18 protein-coding genes, 1 tRNA gene and 1 pseudogene are annotated in these 16,985 nt (G+C 65.5%); 11 read left to right on the top strand and 9 right to left on the bottom strand.

From position 1 onward, the window contains the following. Both Q1J79_RS13845 and Q1J79_RS13840 read left to right on the top strand, forming a co-directional pair. Positions 1 to 750, top strand: a 750-nt coding sequence (locus Q1J79_RS13845; RefSeq protein ID WP_300301370.1) for a sterol desaturase family protein, incomplete at its 5' end; no start/stop codon positions are given. Between the two features lie 9 nt (positions 751 to 759). Next, entirely contained in the window at positions 760 to 2,040 is a 1,281-nt protein-coding gene (locus tag Q1J79_RS13840; protein ID WP_300301367.1) for an adenylate/guanylate cyclase domain-containing protein, read from the top strand. On the opposite strand, the gene Q1J79_RS13835 is transcribed toward Q1J79_RS13840, so the two are convergent. The 4 genes from Q1J79_RS13835 to Q1J79_RS13820 form a co-directional block, all read right to left on the bottom strand. Next, on the bottom strand, positions 2,012 to 2,494 hold the full coding sequence (locus Q1J79_RS13835) for a PAS domain-containing protein (protein WP_300301365.1): 483 nt from the start codon (positions 2,492 to 2,494) through the stop codon (positions 2,012 to 2,014). The genes Q1J79_RS13840 and Q1J79_RS13835 overlap by 29 nt on opposite strands. A 202-nt stretch (positions 2,495 to 2,696) precedes the next feature. Then, positions 2,697 to 2,900 (bottom strand): cold-shock protein, encoded by a 204-nt coding sequence (locus tag Q1J79_RS13830; RefSeq protein WP_300301397.1) that lies wholly within the window; start codon positions 2,898 to 2,900, stop codon positions 2,697 to 2,699. A 443-nt stretch (positions 2,901 to 3,343) separates the two neighbouring features. Beyond that, positions 3,344 to 3,700, bottom strand: coding sequence for a hypothetical protein (locus Q1J79_RS13825; RefSeq protein ID WP_300301363.1), 357 nt, complete (start codon positions 3,698 to 3,700; stop codon positions 3,344 to 3,346). Beyond that, positions 3,675 to 3,971, bottom strand: coding sequence for a hypothetical protein (locus tag Q1J79_RS13820; protein ID WP_300301361.1), 297 nt, complete (start codon positions 3,969 to 3,971; stop codon positions 3,675 to 3,677). Before Q1J79_RS13820 ends, Q1J79_RS13825 begins: the two co-directional genes overlap by 26 nt. A 279-nt stretch (positions 3,972 to 4,250) precedes the next feature. On the opposite strand from Q1J79_RS13820, the gene Q1J79_RS13815 reads away from it, so the two are divergent. Together Q1J79_RS13815 and Q1J79_RS13810 are read left to right on the top strand one after the other, a co-directional pair. Next, entirely contained in the window at positions 4,251 to 5,105 is an 855-nt protein-coding gene (locus Q1J79_RS13815) for a sulfite exporter TauE/SafE family protein (RefSeq protein ID WP_300301360.1), read from the top strand. 89 nt (positions 5,106 to 5,194) lie between these two features. Then, positions 5,195 to 6,661: a diguanylate cyclase gene (locus Q1J79_RS13810; protein WP_300301358.1), complete on the top strand. Its 1,467-nt coding sequence runs from the start codon at positions 5,195 to 5,197 to the stop codon at positions 6,659 to 6,661. Between the two features lie 11 nt (positions 6,662 to 6,672). On the opposite strand, the pseudogene Q1J79_RS13805 reads toward Q1J79_RS13810, so the two are convergent. The 5 genes and pseudogenes from Q1J79_RS13805 to Q1J79_RS13785 form a co-directional block, all read right to left on the bottom strand. Continuing rightward, positions 6,673 to 6,891, bottom strand: a pseudogene (locus Q1J79_RS13805) (alkylphosphonate utilization protein); the annotation flags it as partial. An 87-nt stretch (positions 6,892 to 6,978) separates the two neighbouring features. Then, positions 6,979 to 7,068, bottom strand: a tRNA-Ser gene (locus Q1J79_RS13800). Between the two features lie 134 nt (positions 7,069 to 7,202). Further along, entirely contained in the window at positions 7,203 to 8,045 is an 843-nt protein-coding gene (locus Q1J79_RS13795; RefSeq protein WP_300301354.1) for an MBL fold metallo-hydrolase, read from the bottom strand. 113 nt (positions 8,046 to 8,158) lie between these two features. Continuing rightward, positions 8,159 to 8,659 carry a hypothetical protein gene (locus Q1J79_RS13790; protein WP_300301352.1) on the bottom strand — a complete coding sequence of 167 codons (501 nt, stop codon included), beginning with the start codon at positions 8,657 to 8,659 and terminating at the stop codon, positions 8,159 to 8,161. Between the two features lie 10 nt (positions 8,660 to 8,669). After that, a complete protein-coding gene (locus Q1J79_RS13785) occupies positions 8,670 to 9,974 on the bottom strand; it encodes an MmgE/PrpD family protein (RefSeq protein WP_300301350.1) in 1,305 nt (434 codons plus the stop codon). 111 nt (positions 9,975 to 10,085) lie between these two features. On the opposite strand from Q1J79_RS13785, the gene Q1J79_RS13780 reads away from it, so the two are divergent. The 7 genes from Q1J79_RS13780 (at position 10,086) to Q1J79_RS13750 (ending at position 16,977) form a co-directional block, all read left to right on the top strand. After that, positions 10,086 to 10,910 carry a YdcF family protein gene (locus Q1J79_RS13780; protein WP_300301348.1) on the top strand — a complete coding sequence of 275 codons (825 nt, stop codon included), beginning with the start codon at positions 10,086 to 10,088 and terminating at the stop codon, positions 10,908 to 10,910. A 68-nt stretch (positions 10,911 to 10,978) separates the two neighbouring features. Further along, positions 10,979 to 12,127: a lytic transglycosylase domain-containing protein gene (locus tag Q1J79_RS13775; protein WP_300301346.1), complete on the top strand. Its 1,149-nt coding sequence runs from the start codon at positions 10,979 to 10,981 to the stop codon at positions 12,125 to 12,127. A gap of 112 nt (positions 12,128 to 12,239) precedes the next feature. Beyond that, a complete protein-coding gene (locus Q1J79_RS13770; protein ID WP_300301344.1) occupies positions 12,240 to 13,232 on the top strand; it encodes a septal ring lytic transglycosylase RlpA family protein in 993 nt (330 codons plus the stop codon). Beyond that, positions 13,210 to 14,394: a D-alanyl-D-alanine carboxypeptidase family protein gene (locus Q1J79_RS13765; protein WP_300301342.1), complete on the top strand. Its 1,185-nt coding sequence runs from the start codon at positions 13,210 to 13,212 to the stop codon at positions 14,392 to 14,394. The genes Q1J79_RS13770 and Q1J79_RS13765 overlap by 23 nt, the downstream gene beginning before the upstream one ends. Next, entirely contained in the window at positions 14,391 to 15,044 is a 654-nt protein-coding gene (gene tmk, locus Q1J79_RS13760; RefSeq protein WP_300301340.1) for a dTMP kinase, read from the top strand. The genes Q1J79_RS13765 and tmk overlap by 4 nt, the downstream gene beginning before the upstream one ends. Next, entirely contained in the window at positions 15,041 to 16,171 is a 1,131-nt protein-coding gene (locus Q1J79_RS13755) for a DNA polymerase III subunit delta' (protein WP_300301338.1), read from the top strand. Before tmk ends, Q1J79_RS13755 begins: the two co-directional genes overlap by 4 nt. A gap of 50 nt (positions 16,172 to 16,221) precedes the next feature. Continuing rightward, positions 16,222 to 16,977 carry a Crp/Fnr family transcriptional regulator gene (locus tag Q1J79_RS13750; protein ID WP_300301336.1) on the top strand — a complete coding sequence of 252 codons (756 nt, stop codon included), beginning with the start codon at positions 16,222 to 16,224 and terminating at the stop codon, positions 16,975 to 16,977. Positions 16,978 to 16,985 lie beyond the last annotated feature (8 nt).

Below are 16,985 nucleotides of genomic sequence, written 5' to 3'. Positions count from 1 at the left end.
CCACGCCGGATGCTGAGCATCGGGCGGCTGCGGCGCTGGCCGGCCAATCTCGGCATTGCCGCGCTCAACACCCTGATGCTGCGGCTGGTCGCGCCCGGAGCCGCCGTCGGAATTGCCATCTGGGCATCCGGGCAGGGTATCGGCCTGTTCAATATGCTGGACGCGCCGGCATGGCTCGCCATTACGGTCTGCGTGCTGGCCTTCGATCTGCTGATCTATGGCCAGCATGTGGCTTTCCACAAAATCGCCCCGCTCTGGCGCCTGCATCGCATGCACCATGCCGACCTGGATATCGACGTCACGACGGGGGCGCGCTTCCATCCGGTGGAAATCCTGCTGTCGCTCGGCATCAAGCTGGTCGCCGTGCTGCTGCTGGGGGCGCCGGCGGCAAGCGTGCTGCTGTTCGAACTGCTGCTGAATGCCACTTCGATGTTCAATCACGCCAACCTGGCGCTGCCGGCGGGGCTGGACCGGGTGTTGCGATCCGTGGTGGTGACGCCGGACATGCACCGGGTGCACCATTCGTGGCATCGCGACGAGACCGACAGCAATTACGGTTTCAACCTGCCCTGGTGGGACCGCCTGTTTGGCACCTACCGGGCCCAGCCGCGCGATGGCCATGACGGCATGGTGATCGGCCTGCGCGACTTCCGCGATCCGGCCGAGCAGCGCCTCGACCGCATGCTGCTGCAGCCCCTGCGTCGCCAGAACGTACCATCGTCACAGGAAATCCGCCGCGAGACCGTATAAGGTGGCGGCATGACGATTCCCAATACCGAACATATGCCGGCCAGCGACATCCCGGTGGCGATGTGGCTGGTGCAATCCGGCCTGGACGATGTTTCGCCCGAGACGCTGGTTACCGATTTCTGCAGCCGGACGCTGGAAGCGGGCATTCCACTGCATCGCGTGTTCGTCGGCATGGCGACGCTGCACCCCCTGGTGCGGGCGCGCGGCTATACCTGGGTGGAAGAGGGCGGCCTGATCGGCAACGACGCCATGCCGCACCGCGAGCCAGCCGATGAGCCGGAGGCCTGGCGGACCAGTCCGCTGCGCCACATGCTTGCCAACAATGTGCCGGAAATGCGTCAACGGCTGGTCGATCCGGCGCCGGACTTCGATTTTCCGGTCTTCGCCGAATTCGCCGGTCAGGGGCTGACCGACTGGTTCGCGCAGGCGCATAATTTCGGCTGGACCTTCGACCAGGGGCTGTTCGTCACCGATCGGTTTGCCGGCATCGGCATGATCAGCTCTTTCACCACGGCGCGGCCGGACGGATTCAGCGACGATCACCTGACCCGGCTGCGCCGCCTGGTGCCGCTGCTGGCCCTGGCGGTGAAGGCGGCCGTTCTGACGCAGCTCAGCCATGATGTCACTGCGGCCTATCTCGGCGGTGACGCGGCGCGACGCGTGCTCAGCGGCGCGATCCGGCGCGGCATGGCGCAGAAGATCGATGCCGCGATCCTGTATGCCGATCTGCGCGGCTTCACGGCGCTGGCGGACCGGCTGGCGATCGAGCCCCTGATCGAGACGCTCAATGCCTATTTCGATTGTCTCGGCCCCGCCATCGAGAGCCATGGCGGCCAGGTGCTGAAATTCCTCGGCGACGGCCTGCTGGCGAGCTTCCAGCTGGAGGCCGGGCAGGATGCCGGGCCGGTCTGCCGGTCGGTGCTGGCCGCTGCCGATGAGGCGCTGGCCGCGGTGTCGCAGCTGAATGCGGCGCGCGAGCAGGCGGGGCAGCCGGTTCTGGCGCTGGACATCGCCCTGCATCGGGGCGAGGTGATGTATGGCAATGTCGGCACCGGCGCACGGCTCGATTTCACGCTGATCGGGCCGACAGTCAACGAAGCGGCGCGGCTGGAGAATCTCTGCGCCTCGCTGGGCCGCAATCTGATCGTCTCGGCGTCCTTCGCCAAGGCGGCGGGCGCCGGCCCTGGACTGGCTTCGCTGGGGTTCCATCCGCTGCGCGGACTGGCCGAGCCGCAGGAGGTTTTCGGCAGGGGCGCGTCGATCAGCTCGTCGGCACAATATAGCCGATAACCTGGTTCACGTCGCCGCCGCCGCTGGTGGCGATGGGCAGGAACAGGCCGTCAAGGCTGTGATAGGCGCGGTTGGCATGGCGAAAGGTGCCGAAAATCCGGGCCGGCCTTTTATGCTCCGCCACCCAGCCGAAGCAGTATTTCATCTCGGCAAGCGAAGTGGGGTCGTAGAGTTCGTCGAAATAGCGGCCAGTGACATCGCGGCCGCTGCGTTCGGCCAGATCGGTGCCGACCAGGCGGTAGCGGTAGCGCACATCGGTGTGATCATTCCGCTCGATATCGGCAATCACCAGGTTGCCCAGATAGCGGCGCAGGGCAATGGGATCGAAAGCGCTGCGGTCTGGCAGACCGCGCGTGCCGCAATTGGCCTGCCAATAGGCCAGAAGGTCCTGAGCCGCCGGCAGCAGGTGTCCCAGATCCGGATCAAGTACGAGGCCGATATTGGGACCCGTCATTCTGACCATCCCCTCCTTAGACCACGCAACTATAAGCGGCGCGGGCGGAGCGGCAATACCCAATACGCCGCGTGATGGCGGATATGGTCATGATGCAATGCCGAAAATCGCATCTCTACAAATGACTGTGGGCAAACAACCGTGGGCAAACAAAAACGGCGCCTGAAGCGGCGCCGTTTCCAGTTTGTCAATCACGTGGCGATCAGAGAACCTTGAGGTTCACCGCGGAGGTCTTGCCCTTCTGGGTGGCCAGTTCGTATTCGACCTTCTGACCTTCATTCAGGCTCGACAGGCCCGCACGCTCGACAGCGGTGATGTGCACGAACACATCGGCGCCACCGGCATCCGGCTGGATGAAGCCATAGCCCTTGGTGTTGTTGAACCACTTCACGGTACCGTTCGCCATAGGAAACTCCTGGTCGGCATAGTCGGATGCAGGCATGCCGTCGGCATGCTGCGCCATCGGGATTTGCAGAAGCTTGGGCCGCCGGCCGAGGCGAACATCCACAGGGAGTCCGATCGACATGACCGCCTGCCGCTGCTGGCAAAACACGATTGCGCGGATCATAAGAGAGGAGGGGGCTGGCCTTGTCAATCCAAGCGGTTGTGACCGCCACGGCCGGCCAGGCCAGCCCCAAAGCCCAAATAAGGCAAGAATGTGAATTCTCGATAACCTGACCAGAGCGGGCTTGAATCCCGGCGAGGAGCCCCTATTTTCCCTTCAGGTCGTCAAGACCACGATGATCGCCGCCCGTAACGCGGGATGCAGTGACCCGCCGGCGCATCATCGAGCATTCCCCCGATATCCCTTACAATATGCGATGTCGTAGCCTTTCGGTATCCCGGCGCCTATTTGACGCTGGCGATCCGGAAGGTGTGGGAGTCGCCGTCCGGTTCCGTGATGGTCACGTATTCGCCGGTACGGAAGAGATGGCGGTCCAGCTTGTAGATCGCCTCGTCATCGGCATCACCCGGTTCATAGGAAAAGGCCCAGCCCTGACGGGTATGGATCAGCTCGCCATTGCGATCGTCCTCGCCAGCCCAGAAGCGCCGCACGCGACAGGATGCGCGCTGCTTGCGCCAAGCTTCGGCGTCGAGATGGCCACTGGCATCCAACGGCGCCTGCAGGTCATAGCCATGGGCGGCGCTCCCCTCGGGAAAATCCGGGTTGCGCGCAAGCTCAAGGCGAATGGTGTTTAACGTCATGGACTGCTTTTCCTTTCGGCGGATAACGCTTAACGAATTCCGACAGTATCAGTTTCAGCGCCAGGGCATGGGCGGAATCCCCGCGTGCCCGGGCGGCGGCGATGTCGTCGAGGATGATCCGGCGAATGCGCATGCCGCCATCGGGGGCTGTGAGCAGGTAGTTGCCGAATTCGGCCGCGACGATCTGGGGGATATGCTCATGCTCGGCAATGGCGTCGATCTCGGCCTGCGTGAGCTGGCAAAAGGCCAGGCAATCCTCGTAGCTCAGCATGGGAACCCTCCCATCCCCGGCTGGGGATGAAATTACCCTATCCGGCCTGGCATGAGACGCATTGATTCATCGCAAGCGGATGGATGATGCTTTTTTATGCTGTCGCTGATCAAGGCATGCCCTGAATATTGTCGATAACTGATAATTGTATGCAAATATTCGGGCCTGACGGGCCACCGGGGGTTGCTCCGGTTTCATACACCGCCGAAAATCCTGCCGCCGCCGCAGGCGAATGCCTCGCCTGCATATCCGTCTCTCTGGTCCCGCGCGAGCTTTTCCATGATTTTTGGTATTCCGTATTCTGAACTGGCCTGGCTGGCCATGGCCCTGCTGGCGGCCGGCGCCATAACCGGCATCCTGGCCGGCGTTTTCGGCGTCGGCGGCGGCGCCGTGGTGGTGCCGGTGCTGTATGAGCTCTTCATCATCATCGGCATTCCGGAGGAGGTGCGGATGCCGCTCTGCGTCGGCACCTCGCTGGCGGTGATCATCCCGACCTCGATCCGCTCCTTCAATGCCCACCGCCGCAAGGGCGCGGTCGACATGTCGATCGTGAAGATCTGGGCCGTGCCGGTGATCGTTGGCGTCGTGCTTGGCAGTTATGCGGCCCGGTTCGCGCCGGCCGATCTGTTCAAGGGCGTGTTCGTGGTGGTGGCCGGCATCTCGGCTTTCCGCCTGCTGTTCGGCCGCGAGTCCTGGAAAATCAGCGATACCATGCCGGGCAAGACCGTGATGCGCGGCTTTGGCCTGCTGATCGGCGTGCTGTCGTCGCTGATGGGCATCGGCGGCGGCCAGTTGTCCAACCTGTTCATGACCTTCTATGGCCGGCCGATCCACCAGGCGGTGGCGACCTCGTCAGGCCTGGGCGTGCTGATCTCGATCCCCGGCGCGCTGGGCTATATCTATGCCGGCTGGCCGCGCGCCGCCGAATTTCCCGAGGTTGTCGCCCTGCAGCCGCCGCTGGCGCTGGGCTATGTGTCGCTGATCGGCTTCATCCTGTTCGTGCCGACCAGCATCTGGACCGCCCCGATCGGCGCCCGCATCGCCCATGCGCTGCCCAAGCGCAAGCTCGAAGTGCTGTTCGGGCTGTTCCTGTCGATCGTCTGCGCGCGGTTTGTAGTCAGCTTTTTCTACTGAGCCGGCAAAAAGCCTCCTTGAACGCCTGTACTCGGCACCCGCAGGGCGGGTAATTTTGTCATGAACATACGCATGGCACGGTAAGGGCAATGAGATTGGGCGTTCTGGACCGACGACTGCTGGTCATAATCGTCAGCACGCTGTTGATTGGTGGTTTTCTGGCCACCTCGCTGGCGAGCTATTTCGTGTCCCGGCAATCACTGCGGAATGCCGTGGTCGACACCGAGCTGCCGCTCACCTCAGACAACATCTATTCGGAGATCCAGAAGGACCTGATCCAGCCGATCCTGATCTCGTCGGTGATGGCGACCGACACCTTCCTGCGCAACTGGGTGCTGGACGGCGAGGGCGATGAAACCCGCGTCATCCAGTATCTGCACGACATCAAGCAGCGGTATGGCGCCTTCACCAGTTTCTTCGTGTCAGAGCGCACCCGGCGCTATTATCACGCCGACAGCGTCCTGAAGACGGTGCAGGAAACCGAGCCGCGCGACGAATGGTATTTCCGCGTGCGCCGGATGACGGTGCCCTACGAGATCAACGTCGATCCCGATCTGGCCAACCAGGACACGATGACCATTTTCATCAATTACCGGGTGCTGGATTACCAGGGCAATTTCATCGGCGCCACCGGCATCGGCCTGACGGTGAACGCGGTGCGCAGCCTGATCAATGATTACCAGCGCCGGTTCGGCCGCACCGTGTATTTCGTCGACCAGGCCGGCCGCATCGTGCTGATCGGCGAAGGCGAGGCGGTGCCGGAAAACGACGTGCGGGACCGCGGCGATCTCGGATCGCTGATGCCGCAATGGTCACGAGAGGCAACCCGCAGCCTCGAATACGATTACCGCGGCCATACCCGTTTTCTCAATGCGCGCTTCATCCCGGAGCTGGGCTGGTATCTGCTGGTCGAGAAGGATGCGGATGGCGACCTGGCCGAAATTCGCAACGCGCTCTATGTCAATCTTGCCATCTGCGCCCTGATCACCGTTCTGGTGCTGCTGGCCATGTGGATCACGATCAGCCGTTTCCAGAAGCGGCTCGATGCGACGGCGGCGGCCGACAAGCTGACCGGCCTGGCGACGCGGCATGCCTTCGATATCCTGCTGCAGCAGGCGGTGCGCGACGCGCAGCGGCAGGAACAGCCGGTGGCGGCCATCATGATCGACGTCGACAATTTCAAGGCGATCAATGACGGCTTCGGCCATCTGGCCGGCGACCGGGTGCTGTGCGGCGTGGCCAATGCGATCCGCGCCAGCCTGCGGTCATCGGACATCATCTGCCGCTGGGGCGGCGATGAGTTCCAGGTGGCCCTGCGCAACTGCGACCTGGCCAATGCCGCGCGCGTGGCCGAGACGATCCGCCTGACCGTGGAGCAGGCCGGTTTCAGCTTCGATGGCAAGGCCGTGCCGGCGACGGTGAGCGCCGGCATTGCCGTGCTGCGGCCCGGCGAGGACATGGAGACGCTGACCGCGCGCGCCGACGCGGCGCTCTACCGCGCCAAGCAGGCCGGGCGGAACTGCATCGGCGCCGAGGATGAGGTGGCGGAAGGCTGAGGGTTCCGCGCTCAGGCCTTCTTCACGAAGCAGGTCTTGAGCACCAGGCCCTTCACCTTGTCGGTGCGGCCCTCGATCTCCTCCTCGTCGGCGGTGAGGCGGATGTTCTTGATCACGGTGCCGCGCTTGAGGGTGGTATTCGCGCCCTTCACCTTCAGGTCCTTGGTGAGCACGACGCTGTCGCCATCGGCCAGCAGATTGCCGTTGCTGTCTTTCACGTCCACGGTTGACTCCCGGGTCTATGGATGGGGCCGGAGCAGGCCGGCCGGAGGGTTGGTCCGGCGGGTCTGGCAGGGGGTAAGCGTCCGGCACGGGATTGGCGGACGGGGTGGGATTCGAACCCACGGTACCCTTGCAGGTACGGCGGTTTTCAAGACCGCTGCCTTAAACCACTCGGCCACCCGTCCGTCGGGCAGTGCCGGCGGTGATACGGCGCGCGGGGGCGAGCCGTCAACCCGTTCTCCGGGTGGTTCCGCCCGGCAGGGCGGGGTGCTGGCGGTTTCCGCCTCGGCCGGCACTGTATCGTTCGGTACCGTGCCGCTCAGTGCGGGCCCGGCAGGACCATGACGGTGGGCTTTTTCGGCAGGCTGGCGCGCGATACCACGATACCTGGGCCCTCGTTCAGCCGGATGTCGTGGCTGTCGCGCAAACGGGCGAGGAAGCGCTCCAGCGTGCTGTCGCTGAAATAATGCATCGGGATCAGCAGGGGCGCGCCGATCTGCGTGATCACCTCCTGCATCTCGATGATATTCAGCGTGAAGCCGCCATCGACCGGCACCATCAGCACGTCGATCTTGCCCAGATCGGACAGATGGCCGGGCGTCAGCTTGTGATGCAGGTGGCCCAGATGGGCAATGCAGAGCTGCGAGACGTCGAAGATGAAGATCGAATTGCCGTCATATTCCGTGCCGCTGCCGTAGTTGCGCAGATTGGTTGGCACGTTGCGCACGCGCATGTCCTGGTATTGCACGTTGTGACGCGCCGGCTTGCCCTGATGCATCCAGCCGCGCAGCACATGGCGGATGCCGGGCTCAGGGCTGTCGGTGAAATGCGTGGTATGGGCATAGTTCATCGTCACGATGTCGGGCCGCACCGGTGGCCGGATGTAATCGTTGTAGTCGGTTGCCGCGGTGACGCCCTGGGGGCTTTCGATCAGGAAGGTGGCATGGCCGATGAAGGTGATGCGGGCCGCATTCGGCGGGGCGGCGGCCAGGCGATGGGTGGCGGGCATGATGCGTGCCGGCGGCAGGCTGGCAACCGCGCCGAGGCAGGCGGCCAGCAGCGGACCAGGCAACAGCATAAACGCCAGAGTGAACGCCAGTATGAGCGCCGGCATGATCTCCCGGGCGAAGGCAGCGACAAGCAAAGCCAGACGGCGTCCCATGGCTGTCTCCTCAGGGTCCGGGCCTCAGGGTCCGGAAGGTCCGCTGTAAGGGGATTATAGGCCGGAAGCGGCAGTCGCAAAGATGGTAAAATCCGGCGGGCGCCGGCGCCGTTTCAGGGCTTGCAGCGCGGCAGATCGGCGTTCAGCACGTTCTGTTGCAGCTTGGCGTAATACTGGAAGCCCTGCCACTTTTCCTTCTTGATCCGTTCGATCACATCGTAGGTGGACTTGCAGACCGCTTCGTTGACCTGCACGGATTTCATGGCCGACACGGCGGAATCGGTTTCCCACTGCAGCGCCTGGGCCCGGTTCGGATAGATGCGCGCCAGCGCCTTGCCGCGCAGTTCGACGGCGGCCCGCAGGCGATCGCCGTTTTCCTGGTCGAAGGCATACCAGTCATCCAGCGCGCCCTGGCCGGCCGGATCGATCTGCACGCAGCGGCGCAGGATTTCGCGCAGATGAATGCCGGTACGCACCTGCGCTTCGGCTTCCGCCTCTTTTGCGGTGAAACAGGGACCGGGGCCCCGGTTGCGGCCGCCCTGGGTCGGTTGCCCCTGCGCCCAGGCGGCCGATGTGGTGAGCAGGATCAGGAACGCGACAAGAAAGCGATGCATAATATATTTATTATAACACGGCTTCCGGCAGGTCAGGTAGGGGCGCGTCCTCGGCCAGGGCCAGTATGGCATTGATGAATCGCTGCGGTTCGGCGATGCCGCCATATTCCAGCAGCATGGTTGCCTTGGCGCGCATGGCGGCTTCATCCAGCGGATTTTCCGGATCGCCATAGGCGTGCTCGCGCTCGGCGCTCAAGGTCGCGCCATCGCCCAGCCAGGCGGTGATGCGGGCGCCCCATGCATTGGGGTAACGCGTCGTGAAAGGCTTTGCTGCCTCGATGGTCACGGTTGCGGCGGTGGCGGCCAGCCGGGCCCGGGCCGGGGCGTCGAAGCTGGCGAAATCGATCCTGCCGTCCGTCAGGGCGGCCGCGGCGGTGTGCTGCAGCGAGAATTTCGCCTCGTATTCGCTGTTCGCCACGACGCGGTCGCAGACATCCAGGGCTGCCTGGTAGGTGGCGACATGGATGCGTTCGATCGGGCGGTTGCCGATTTTCGCCGCGATCTCCAGTCCCGCATCGATCGTGGGGTGGGTATGTCGGCAACTCGGCCATGGCTTGATCGATGTGAGCACCAGTTGCCAGGGCGCGTCGGGCTCGGCCAGCAGGCGTTCGGGGCGCGGATCGGCGCAGGTCGCTTTGAAGAAGCCTTTTTCGCCTTCCAGGATTTGCGGCGGGCCGGAAAAACCGCGCGCCGCGAGGTCTGCGGCCAGCAGGCCGGCTTCGGCCGCGCGCCCGGCATGCAGATGCTTGCTCATCGCGCCGGTGGCCAGGAACTGCCACAGGCCGGATGATTGCGTGCCGGCATTGCCCAGCGCATCGGTCATCGCCGCATGATCGAGGCCAAGCAGGTCGCCAGCAGCATAGGCCGAGCCGAAGGGGCCGCAGGTGGCGGTGTTGTGCCAGATTTTGTAATGCGCCGGACCAACCGCCATGCCGACCCGGCAGCAGGCTTCGAAGCCGCGCAGCACGGCGGCGAGGAAGGCGCGGCCGTGAATGCCGCGCCGGCGCGCCAGCGCCCAGGCCGCCGGCACCACGACGCAGCCCGGATGCACGACCGAAGCGCGGTGCAGGTCGTCGACCTCCAGGATATGGGTCAGGCCGCCGAGCAGCAGCGCCTCGCGGCCGGTGGTGAGCGGCTCGGCGGCTGCCCAGTCAAGCAGGATGCTGCCCGGCCGGGTCTTGCGGCCAGCCAGCGCGTTGGCCAGCGCATCGAGGGTGAACAGGGCGGCGGCGCGCTCGTCCGCTGGCGCGATCGGGCGGGCGGCGATCAGGGCGGCCAGCCGGCCGGTCAGCGATAGAGGAGGGAGGGCGGTCATTCGGGCGGGCCTGGCGGGTTGGAAAGCGGTTAACGGAAATTTACCATTCATGCGGGCAAAGTCATCCCTCGGCCCGATCTCTGGCCCGAATCGCCGTTTCCTGGGAATTTCATGTCCGCCACGCTGAACACGATCCTGTGGGGTTTCTTCAACCCCGGCAATCTGCTGTTCGGCCTGCTGATCCTCGCCCTGCTGCTGTCATGGTGGCACCGCAGCCGACGCCTCGGCATCGGCCTGGGGGCCATGATGCTGGCCGTCATCGCAGTGCTTGGCGCCTTGCCGCTGCGCGATTGGCTGGTCACGCCGCTGGAGCAGCATTTTCCGGTTCCCGCTCTGCCTGAACGTATTGCAGGCATCGTCGTGCTGGGCGGCGCGGAAGAGCCGGCGCTCTATGCCGCGCATGGCTGGCCGGAAGTGAACAGCAATGCCGACCGGCTGATCGCCTTCGCCGCGCTGGCGCGGCGGTATCCCGAAGCGAGGCTCATTTTCACCGGCGGCGCCGCATTGCCGAAAGACGGACGGCTTTACACCGAAGCCGATGTCGCCGCCGCCGTTTTTGCGCTGCTCGGGCTTGATCCCGCACGCGTGCAATATGATGCGAAGGCCCGCAATACGGTTGAGAATGCCCGGTTTGCCAAGGAGATTGCCGGGCCTGTTGCCGGCGAAACCTGGCTGCTGGTCACCTCGGCGCGCCATATGCCGCGCGCCATCAACTGCTTCAACGCGCTCGACTGGCCGATGCTGCCTTATCCTGTGGATTATATCGCCCGGCCGCGGCAGGGACTGGCATTCGAGCCGTTGCGCAACCTGTCCGGCCTGAGCAGCCTGACCAAGGAATGGATCGGCCTGCTGGTCTATCGCCTGACCGGGCAGACGCGGGATTTTCTGCCGCCACGACCGGCGGCAACCGGCGAAACACGAAATATCACAGGTTAAGTCTTGGCCGCGCCTCCGGCGCGGGGTAACACCCGGTAGAGATGATGATGGACAGATTCGGAGGCGGGATGATGCGGCGGATGCGGTATGGTGCGGTGGTCCTGGGCTTGGTGGTCGCAGCCTGCGGCATGCGGCAATCCGGCCAGCCGGCCGATGCCTCTGCCGGAACCATCACGCCGGCTGCTCCGGCGCCGGGCGGCAATGCGCAGAATACCGCGGCTGCGGCACCTGCCGCGCCGGCTGGCCAGGCCGCCGAGCCGGTTGCCTTCAATCGCGCCGAGTTCGACGCTTTCCTCGCCGAGGTGCGCAGCGAGGCGCTGCAGAAAGGCATCAAGGCCGATGTGGTGAAGACCGCCCTGGCCGGCGTCGAGCCGGTGATGCGCATCATCGAGCGTGACCGCAACCAGGCGGAGTTCAAGCTCACGTTCTCGACTTATCGCGACCGCGTGATCACCTCGGCGAATGTCGCGCGTGGGCAGAAACTGCGCGATGAACAGCAGGCAATCCTGCGGCAGGTTTCCCAGCGCTATGGCGTGCAGCCGCGCTTCGTGCTGGCGATCTGGGGCATCGAGACGCGGTACGGCGCGGTGAAGGCGGATGTGCCGCTGTTCCATTCGCTGGCGACCCTGGCGTTTGACCGCCGGCGTTCGGCCTATTTCCGCAACGAGCTGTTTGCCGCGCTCACCATGCTGGATCGCGGCTATATCGATTTTGCCACCATGAAGGGCTCCTGGGCCGGCGCCATGGGGCAGCCCCAGTTCATGCCCAGCAGCTATCTGGCCTATGCCGAGGATTTCGACGGCGACGGCAAGCGCGACATCTGGAACAACCGGGCCGATGTGTTCGCCTCGATCGCCAATTACCTGGCCAAGGCGGGCTGGAACACTGCCCAGACCTGGGGCCGCGAGGTGAAGGTGCCGCCGGCCCTGCAGGGCCGGCTGGGCGAATTCGCCCGTGAGGGCAAATCGGGCTGCCGCGCCATCGACCAGATGACCCGGGACATGCCGATTGCCGAGTGGGAAAGACTGGGCGTGCGCCGCACCGATGGCGGCGACCTGCCCAAGGCGCAGGTTTCCGGCGCCCTGGTGCAGCCGGACGGGCCGGGCGGATCGTCTTTCCTAGTCTATGCCAATTACCGCTCGGTCCTGCGCTATAACTGCGCCCATCACTACGCTTTGACTGTCAGCCTGCTTGCCGACAAGCTGGGCGACAGTTAATATGCACCACATATAGACCATGCTACGCCATCGGCACGCCATCCCTTGCTTGATCCTGGGGGGTCGGGGGGAGTCCCGCACCGCCGGGCTGGCGCGCGCCCGGTTGGCAGGATTGCTGCTGGCCGCGGCCTTCGGCCTGGCCGGCTGCGCCGAGACGACCCTGTTCAACCACACGGCCAAATCCATGATCCGGGGTGGCGGCGAGCCCACCCAGTCGGGTGCCGGCAAGGGCGGCATCTACAAGGTCGGCAATCCCTATCAGATCAACGGCGTCTGGTTTTACCCCAAGGAAGACCCGAGTTACGACGAGACCGGCATCGGTTCGTGGTATGGTGAGCAATTCCACGGCAAGGCCACCGCCAATGGCGAGGTTTTCGACATGAACGAGGTGACGGCGGCGCATCCGACCCTGCCGATGCCCTCGCTGGTCCGCGTCACCAATCTGGAAAATGGCCGCTCCATCGTCGTGCGCATGAACGACCGCGGCCCCTATGCCAATAACCGCATCATCGACCTGTCGCGCCGCTCGGCGCAGTTGCTGGGCTATGAGCGCCAGGGTACCGCCAAGGTGCGCGTGCAGTATGTTGGTCCGGCCCCCCTGGGCGGCGAGGGGGCGACCATGGTTGCCTCGCGCAGCGTGGGTGGCGACGAGCGGCCGGCCGCCGCGCCGCGCGGCGGCGTTTCGGCCGAAGCCCTGCCGCCGCCGCCCGGCATGAAGGGCCGCAGCGCTGACGTGACCAAGCCGGCGGAAGGCCAGCCTTCGCCGATGCAGATCCTCGCCGCGCAGAAGCCGGCGACCGACGCCGCCGCCAGGCCGGCTGACGTGGCGACCAGCAACCTGTCGCAGCAGAAGGTCGAGGTCGGCCCGGCCCGCGGCGGCCAGATCTATGTGCAGGTTGGCGCCTTCACCCTGCATGAAAACGCCCACAAGCTTGCCGCCCAGATGTCGCTGATCGGTCCGGCCAATGTGACATCCACCTTCGTCAACAAGCAGGAATTCTTCCGCGTCCGTCTTGGCCCGTTCAATCAGGTGACGGCCGCCGATCAGGCCCTGCAGCAAGTGCTTAGCAACGGACAGAGCAATGCGCGTATCGTCGTCGAATAAGGTTGCCGCGGTTTTCCTCGCCGCCCTGCTGGCGGTTGGGCTGGCACGGCCCGCGCTGGCCCAGCTGGGCCAGGTCGAGACGGTGGCGCGGCAGATGGTCCTGATTGATGCCGATACCGATGCGGTGATCTTCGAAAAGAATGCCGACGAGCTGATGCCGCCCTCGTCGATGTCGAAGCTGATGACCGCCTTCATGGTGTTCGACCAGCTCGCCGCCGGCAAGCTGCGCATGGACGACATGCTGCCGGTCAGCGAGAAGGCCTGGCGCATCCAGGGTTCGAAGATGTTCGTCCCGCTGGGCGGCCGCGTGAAGGTGGAGGACCTGCTGCGCGGCGTGATCGTGCAGTCGGGCAACGATGCCTGCGTCGTGCTGGCCGAAGGCATTGCCGGCACCGAGGAACGCTTCGCCGAGATGATGACCGACCGGGCGCGTGAGCTTGGCCTGAAGAACAGCAGCTTCCGCAACGCCTCGGGCTGGCCGGACCCGCAGCACCTGACCACCGCGCGCGACCTCGCCATGCTGGCCAAGCAGCTGATCAGGCATTTTCCGCAATATTACCATTTCTACTCCGAGAAGGAGTTCACCTACGGCATCGACCAGGTGAGCAAGAAGCCGATCACCCAGGGCAACCGCAATCCGCTGCTCTACAAGGATATCGGCGCCGACGGCCTGAAGACCGGCCATACTGAAGCCGCCGGTTATGGCCTGACCGCTTCCGCCAAGCGCGGCGACCGCCGCCTGATCCTGGTGGTGAACGGCCTGAAGAGCATGAACGAGCGTTCGCGCGAGTCCGAGCGCCTGCTGGAGCTCGGCTTCAGCCAGTTCGACAATTACAAGCTGTTCGCCGCTGGCGCCGTGGTCGACGAAGCCGATGTCTGGCTGGGCGATGCGGCGCGTATTCCGCTGCTGATCGACCGCAATCTGGCGCTGACCCTGCCGCGGCAGACCAAGAATACCGTGAAGGTGACGGTGTCCTACGAGAACCCGATCCCGGCGCCCATCGTCAAGGGCACGCCGGTGGCGACGCTGACCGTCGCCAGCAGGGATGCGACGCTGATGGAAGTGCCGCTGGTCGCCGGCGCGGATGTGCAGCAGCTTGGCTTCACCGGCCGGATCGGCGCCGCCGTCAGCTACCTGCTGTGGGGCGCGAAGAAGCAGTGAGCGCGGCGCGCGGCCGATTCATAACGCTGGAAGGTGGCGAGGGCGCCGGCAAGTCCACCCAGATCAGGCTGCTGGCCGACCGGCTGGCCGAACGCGGCATCGAGACCCTGCTGACCCGCGAACCTGGCGGCACCGCCGGCGCCGAGGCGATCCGCAGCCTGCTGGTGACCGGCGATCCCGATCGCTGGGATGCCATGACCGAAACCCTGCTGCATTACGCCGCCCGCCGCGCTCATGTGGAAAAGACGGTGAAGCCGGCGCTCGGCCGCGGCGTCTGGGTGATTTCCGACCGCTTTGCCGATTCCACCATGGCGTATCAGGGATATGCCGGCGCGGTCGGGCGCGAGGTGGTGGCGGCTCTGCACAAGCTGGTGCTGGGCGATTTCGCGCCGGACCTGACGTTGGTGCTCGACCTGCCGGTGGAAACCGGGCTGGCGCGGGCGAAGCAGCGCATGCAGGGCCATAAGGCCGCCGAGGACCGCTACGAGCGCATGGGCCGCGACTTCCATGACAGGCTGCGCGGCGCGTTCCGCGACATCGCCGCGCGCGAGCCGCAGCGCTGCCGCCTGATCGATGCCGACCGCGATGTCGAAAGCGTCGCCGTGGCGCTCTGGCATGCCGTGGTGGCGCAGTTCAGTCTGCAGCCATGAGCGGCTACGACCCGCAACAGGCCACGACCTGGGGGCCGCGCCATGCCTCCGCCCTGTTCGGCCATGCCGCGGCCGAGAAGGCGCTGCTGGAAGCCTGGGCTTCCGGCCGCCTGCCGCATGCCTGGCTGATCACCGGGCCGCGCGGCGTCGGCAAATCCACCCTGGCCTTCCGCTTCGCGCGGTTCCTGCTCAGCCATGGTCCGGCCTCGGCCATGGATAGCGGACCGAGCCTGTTCGGCGATGCGCCGGTCTTGCCCGACACGCTGGCCATCCCGGAAGAGCATCCGGTTTTCCATCGCATTGCCAGTGCCGGCCATGCCGACCTGATCACGGTGGAACGCAGCTGGGACGACAAGGCCGAACGCTGGCGTGGCGACATCGTCGTGCAGGACGTGCGCGCGGTGAATGAGCGTTTCGGCATGACGGCAGCAGAAGGCGGGTATCGCGTCTGCATCGTCGATGCCGCCGACGACATGAACGTCAACGCCGCCAACGCGCTGCTGAAAATCCTGGAAGAGCCGCCGCCCAATGCGGTGCTGCTGCTGATCAGCCATGCGCCGGGCAGCCTGCTGCCGACCATACGTTCGCGCTGTCGCCGTCTGGCCCTGAAGCCACTGGATGAGAAGGCCCTGCTGCCGGCGCTGGACCGCCTGCTGCCCGATCTCGATGCCGCCGAGCGGCGCGGGCTGGCGGTGCTGGCGGAAGGCTCGCCCGGCCGGGCCGTGATGCTGGCCGCGCAGGGCGGGCTGAAACTGCTGCATGGCCTGCTCGACATGGTGGGTCAGCTGCCCAAGCCGGATATCGCCAAGCTGCATGCCTTCGGCGATGCCATCAACCGCGACAAAAGCGGCGCCGGTTTCCATCTGATGACGGAACTGTTCCGCTGGTGGCTGGCGCGGCTGGCGCGGGCCGCCGCCGCCGACCGGATCGGCGGCGCCGGCTGGGCGGAAATCTTTCCGGGCGAGACGGCTTTGGCCCGGCGACTCGCCGCCTGGCAGGGGCCGGAACGCTGGGCCGAGGACTGGGAGCAGTTCGGTCGCTTGCTCGATCGCGGGGAATCGGTCAATCTCGACCGCAAGCAGATGCTGCTGAATTTGTTCGCGGCATTGGGGCGGGCCGCCCGTTAGGCCGTCTGCCTTCTGCCGGTTGCTGCCAGTGTGGCGGCAAGGGGGATTCAATGACAGAAGACACCGGCAGGCCTGCCGGCAAGGGGCGGGGGGCAGCCACGGCGGCGCCCGACAGCCTGGAGAAGATCGACCTGCTGAGCGACCTCAGCCCGGCCGCGCGCGCTGACGTGGAGCGCGCCTGCCAGTGGCGCCGCTTTGCCTCCCATGAGCAAATCCTCGACCGCAACAGCGACAGCCGCGATGTGTATTTCGTGGTTGATGGCACGGTGGAGGTGGTGAATTTCTCGGGCAATGGCCGCGAGATTTCCTATGCCCTGGTGTCGGCGGGCAGCTATTTCGGCGAGATCGCCGCCATCGATGGCGAACGTCGCTCGGCCAGCGTGGTGGCGCAGACCACCTGCCGCCTGGCGGCCATGCCGCCAAAGGCTTTCGAGGCGCTGCTGGCGCGCGAGCCGGCGGTGGCCCTGAAGGTGATGCGCCGGCTGACGGCGATCATCCGCGCCAACAACGAACGCATCATGGATCTTGCCACGCTGGGCGCGATCCAGCGTGTCTATCGCGAGCTGCTGAAACTGGCGCGGCGCGATCCGCTGAACGCCGATGGCTGGCTGATCTATCCCATGCCCAAGCAGCATGAGATCGCCCGCCGCGCCGCGACCACGCGCGAGACGGTGGCGCGCGTGCTGGCCAATTTGCTGCATGGCGGCCAGATGGCCCGCAAGGACAAGACCTATTACCTGACCGACCGCGCGGCGCTGGAACAGGCCATCGTGCGGCTGGATGTGCGCCAGCACGGCGTGGTCTGAACCAGCCC

The sequence above is a fragment of the Ferrovibrio sp. genome (assembly GCF_029255545.1).
In the GTDB taxonomy this organism is placed as follows: Bacteria; Pseudomonadota; Alphaproteobacteria; order Ferrovibrionales; family Ferrovibrionaceae; genus Ferrovibrio.
The sequence above is the reverse complement of the archived record's forward strand: the minus strand, read 5'-3'. Positions and strand labels throughout refer to the sequence as shown.

Coding starts and splice junctions, on each gene's coding strand:
- Q1J79_RS13765 (WP_300301342.1), top strand. CDS start 13,210: ATGCGCGTATCGTCGTCGAATAAGGTTGCCGCGGTTTTCCTCGCCGCC.
- Q1J79_RS13785 (WP_300301350.1), bottom strand. CDS start 9,974: ATGACCGCCCTCCCTCCTCTATCGCTGACCGGCCGGCTGGCCGCCCTG.
- Q1J79_RS13825 (WP_300301363.1), bottom strand. CDS start 3,700: ATGACGTTAAACACCATTCGCCTTGAGCTTGCGCGCAACCCGGATTTT.
- Q1J79_RS13790 (WP_300301352.1), bottom strand. CDS start 8,659: ATGCATCGCTTTCTTGTCGCGTTCCTGATCCTGCTCACCACATCGGCC.
- Q1J79_RS13815 (WP_300301360.1), top strand. CDS start 4,251: ATGATTTTTGGTATTCCGTATTCTGAACTGGCCTGGCTGGCCATGGCC.
- Q1J79_RS13810 (WP_300301358.1), top strand. CDS start 5,195: ATGAGATTGGGCGTTCTGGACCGACGACTGCTGGTCATAATCGTCAGC.
- Q1J79_RS13750 (WP_300301336.1), top strand. CDS start 16,222: ATGACAGAAGACACCGGCAGGCCTGCCGGCAAGGGGCGGGGGGCAGCC.
- Q1J79_RS13775 (WP_300301346.1), top strand. CDS start 10,979: ATGATGCGGCGGATGCGGTATGGTGCGGTGGTCCTGGGCTTGGTGGTC.
- Q1J79_RS13780 (WP_300301348.1), top strand. CDS start 10,086: ATGTCCGCCACGCTGAACACGATCCTGTGGGGTTTCTTCAACCCCGGC.
- Q1J79_RS13795 (WP_300301354.1), bottom strand. CDS start 8,045: ATGGGACGCCGTCTGGCTTTGCTTGTCGCTGCCTTCGCCCGGGAGATC.
- Q1J79_RS13830 (WP_300301397.1), bottom strand. CDS start 2,900: ATGGCGAACGGTACCGTGAAGTGGTTCAACAACACCAAGGGCTATGGC.
- Q1J79_RS13835 (WP_300301365.1), bottom strand. CDS start 2,494: ATGACGGGTCCCAATATCGGCCTCGTACTTGATCCGGATCTGGGACAC.
- Q1J79_RS13840 (WP_300301367.1), top strand. CDS start 760: ATGACGATTCCCAATACCGAACATATGCCGGCCAGCGACATCCCGGTG.
- Q1J79_RS13820 (WP_300301361.1), bottom strand. CDS start 3,971: ATGCTGAGCTACGAGGATTGCCTGGCCTTTTGCCAGCTCACGCAGGCC.
- Q1J79_RS13755 (WP_300301338.1), top strand. CDS start 15,041: ATGAGCGGCTACGACCCGCAACAGGCCACGACCTGGGGGCCGCGCCAT.